This window comes from Sulfitobacter sp. (genome assembly GCF_036960155.1).
Classification (GTDB): Bacteria; Pseudomonadota; Alphaproteobacteria; order Rhodobacterales; family Rhodobacteraceae; genus Sulfitobacter.
The window spans coordinates 1-4073 of record NZ_JBALWB010000032.1; the positions used below are offsets into that span (position 1 = coordinate 1).

General features: G+C 52.9%; 4 protein-coding genes. All 4 read left to right on the forward strand.

What is annotated here, in order from left to right:
- Nucleotides 1-925: aconitase family protein (locus V7775_RS24650; protein WP_335754586.1), on the forward strand; the 925-nt coding region annotated here is incomplete at its 5' end.
- Complete coding sequence (leuD, locus tag V7775_RS24655) at nt 926-1525, forward strand: 3-isopropylmalate dehydratase small subunit (protein ID WP_335754587.1); 600 nt, start codon at nt 926-928, stop codon at nt 1523-1525.
- A gap of 682 nt (nt 1526-2207) precedes the next feature.
- Entirely contained in the window at nt 2208-3278 is a 1071-nt protein-coding gene (locus V7775_RS24660) for an ABC transporter substrate-binding protein (RefSeq protein ID WP_335754588.1), read from the forward strand.
- A gap of 58 nt (nt 3279-3336) precedes the next feature.
- Nucleotides 3337-4073: ABC transporter ATP-binding protein (locus V7775_RS24665; protein WP_335754589.1), on the forward strand; the 737-nt coding region annotated here is incomplete at its 3' end.

Sequence of the window (4073 nt, forward strand, 5' to 3'; positions counted from 1 at the left end):
GCGGTATAAACGCCTCAAGACGATGCTTGTTGAGGTTGAGGGCGATCTTGCTCCTTCGGTCACCGCCAAAGACATCATCATGAAGGTGGTGCAGGTCGTGGGCGCGGGTGGTGCCAATGGGTATGCCGTTGAATTTACAGGCTCAACCATCCGCGCGCAATCCATGTCCGGGCGGATGACCATCTGTAATATGGCGGTCGAACTTGGCGGTCGCGCTGCCCTGATCGCTGCAGACGACCAAGCGTTTCGCGCAACGGAAGGAAGCCCGCACGGGGACCTTCTTGAGTTCGATAAAGAGGAATGGGTGTCAGACGCGGGCGCGAAATTTGATACCGTCTTCAAGATCGCCGCCAACGACATCGCACCACTAGTCAGCTGGGGGACAAGCCCCGACCAGTCCGTCCCGATTGATGGCCATGTCCCTGCTCTTGAGAGCCAAATCACACCGGAAGATAAGGCAGCGCATAAACGCGCGCTTGACTACATGGGGTTGAAAGCTGGCCAGCCGGTGGATAGCATCACGATCGACAGTGCTTTTATCGGCTCTTGCACGAATAGCCGGATCGAAGATCTGAGAGCCGCCGCAAAAGTCCTGAAGAACCGTAAAGTTGCGGATGGCATAGATGCAATTATTGTACCTGGGTCTACGATGACGCGGATGCAAGCAGAGGCCGAAGGCCTCGACAAGATATTCATTGCCGCTGGGTTCGACTGGCGTCCAAATAGTGGCTGTTCGATGTGTTTGGCCATGAACAATGATATTGCGATGGACGGCGAACGCGTCGCGTCATCAACCAACCGCAACTTTGAAGGACGGCAAGGTCGGGGCGCACGCACACATTTGATGAGCCCCGCGATGGTGGCCGCCGCTGCGATTTCGGGCAGGCTGGCTGATGTCCGCGATTTTGAAACGGAGGCCGAGTAGATGCCCAAACAGGTAACCGGTCTTGCGGCCCCATTGCCCCTCGCAAATGTTGATACAGACGTGATCATGCCCAAGCGTTTCTTGATTACGATCACGCGTGAGGGGCTTGCCGACGGAACGTTCGCCGACCTGCGGTTTGATGATGCCGGCGATATTCGCCCGGAATTCATTTTGAACCGAAAGCCTTGGAACGTTGCGACAATCCTTGTGGTGGGAGACAACTTTGGCTGCGGGTCCAGCCGCGAACATGCCGTTTGGGGCTTAAGCCAATTGGGGATCACGGCAGTCATCGGCACGGGGTTTGCAGGTATTTTTTACGACAATGCGCGCAAGAACGGCCTTGCCCTGCCCATTGTCACGGCAGACGAGCGAGATCGCCTATTGGAGCTGGCACAGCAAGGTATCGAGGTTGCGGTCGACATCGAAAATTGTGTGATCACGGCCGGGAAGTTCAGTACACCTTTCCAGATGGACGCCGCCACCCAAATGGCCCTGATCGAAGGCCGTGATGACATATTGGATAGTTTGGAATATTCGGAGGCCATTCGCGGCTATGAGGAAGCATTTGGCGAGAAAATGAAGGTTAGCGTACTCAAATAGAAACCAACCGAAATATAGATTTAGGGTGATACGTCTCCTAGGCTTGTATCATAAGGGCACCTCAAAAACTGGGAAGTTTTAGCGCATAAAACACTGCTCAATCTAACTGGATCGACCCCCACGCCACCATTGTTTATTGAATTGAAAATCCTGAAAGCAGCCGTTGGCGCATTTGCAGCGAAAGATCACTTCGTCCGCATAGCAGAGCTTTGAGCCAATCAAACGAATGTCTTCTTTGGGTCAACAACAGCTGTTTTTGGCAGCTTGAAAACACTTCCGTTTACCCCTCTATTAACGGACATTCAAAATGGGTTTTCAGATTTCTCAGAAATAACTTCTGCTTTCCCCACTGTTACGGACATCAACTCGACGATCTTAAAGGGTCTGCTTTGTGCCATAACCGGAAGTTCAAAACGATCAAACTCTAGCTCTGAACATGTCCGCGTTCGCCCCGAAGCAGACTTTCATTTCATGGTTTTCTAAACGCCCAGTGTAACACAAATGTGTGACTAGAATGGCGTTCGCAGGACCCTTCTCAGGACCTGAGTCTTCAACAAATAAAATTTCAACTCCAGATTCGGTCGAAATGAATCGTTGACAGGTCTTGATTCTGCCATTATCAATAATGAAACGTCGTTTTGCACAGTGAAACATTTTAAATGCTACCAAAAGGGGATCGCTAATGTCATCGACCAATGCATCAAAGAACTTTTTCAGAACAACAATGCTCTGCGGCGTATTTGCCGTAGCACTTGCCAGTGGACCAGCTGCCGCTGACGGCGAGGTTGTGTTTTCATCCTGGGGTGGAGCATTTCAGGATGCTTTACGTTCAGCAATGCTAGAGCCTGCAGCCAGCGCATTGGGTGTCACGGTAAAGGAAGATACGACAAATGGTATTCAGGACGTGCGCGCGCAAATCACAGCGGGTGCCGTCGCTTGGGATGTGACTGAGCAGGATTTGCCCTCGTGTGAAACACTCAGCCGAGAGGGCAGCCTTGAGCCAATCGATTACTCGATTGTCGACACAACGGGTATCCCCGAAGAGCTGATCCATGAAAACTACATCGGCTTCATCAACTTCACTAAGGTGATCGCCTATCGCAAGGATGCCTTTGGCGACAATGGTCCATCCAACTGGGCAGAGTTCTGGGATCTGGAAAAATTCCCCGGCAAGCGCAGCATGCATGGCAAGGTGAATTACAACCTTGAGGCAGCCCTTATGGCCGATGGTGTGCCTATGACAGAAGTCTACGACACGTTGGCCACGGACGAGGGCATGGAGCGTGCCTGGTCCAAATTGGGAGAGATCGCGCCCGAAGTCACTGTTTGGTATCGTGGCGGATCTCAATCCGCACAATTGCTGCGTGATGGTGAGGTAGACGTGATCCACATGGGCCATAACCGTGTGGAAAGTGTGATCGCATCCGGCATTGACGTCGCTTATGCATTCGATGGTGGCACGATGGACGTTGATTGCTTGCTGGTGCCCAAGGGCGCGCCAAACGTCGAGAATGCGATGCGCCTGATCAATGAATTGATCAGTGCCGAAGCGCAGGCGCGGCTGGCGGTCACGATGCCGCTGGGTCCAGTGAATACGGGCGCGTTTGACACCGGCATTATCTCGGACGAACAGGCTTTGCTGGTTAATACGCATCCCGACAACTACGGCAAGCAGCTTTTGGTCGATCCAAACTTTTACATCGGCCAGCTGGGTGAGTTGACCGAAGAGTTTGACACGCTGATCCAGCAGTAATCCATTTTGGCGCAGTGCATTTTGTACTGCGCCCATTTTTGTCAGGTTAGGAGCCCGTATGTCCTCTACTGCCCAATCCCTTCCCATCGACGTATCCAGCCTTTGCAAGGCCTACGGAGCGGTCAAAGCGCTCGATGATGTGTCGCTGAATATTGCTGCAGGCGAATTCCTGACATTGCTTGGGCCATCGGGCTCGGGCAAAACGACGCTCCTGATGGCACTGGCCGGTTTTGTACGTCCTGATGGCGGGTCGATCCGGTTTGGCGATCGCGAAATGATTGCGACGCCGCCACACAAACGCGGCCTTGGCATGGTTTTTCAAAGCTATGCGTTGTTTCCATTCATGACGGTGGCAGAAAACGTGGCCTATCCGCTGAAAGTCCGCGGGGTTTCCAAAAACGATCAAAAGGCCCGCGCCGAGCGTGCGCTGGATACCGTACAGCTTGGCGGCTATGGGGATCGGCGTATCACCCAATTGTCTGGCGGCCAAAGACAGCGTGTGGCTCTTGCCCGCTCGATGGTATTCGAGCCGCAGATTATCCTTATGGATGAACCCCTATCCGCGCTCGACAAAAAGCTGCGCGAACATATGCAAATTGAATTGAAGGCGCTCCATCAAAAATTGGATGCAACTGTTGTGTACGTGACCCATGATCAGCGCGAAGCCCTGACGATGTCGGACCGGATTGCAGTGGTCAATCACGGCCGGATTGAGCAGATCGAGACACCTGAGCGGCTCTATCGTCAGCCTCACAGTTTCTTTGTGGCGGATTTTGTCGGTGAATCAATTTCCTT

What these genes read in the sequence shown, in the direction of transcription:
- V7775_RS24660 (WP_335754588.1), top strand. Translation starts at nt 2,208, where the DNA reads ATGTCATCGACCAATGCATCAAAGAACTTTTTCAGAACAACAATGCTC.
- leuD (WP_335754587.1), top strand. Translation starts at nt 926, where the DNA reads ATGCCCAAACAGGTAACCGGTCTTGCGGCCCCATTGCCCCTCGCAAAT.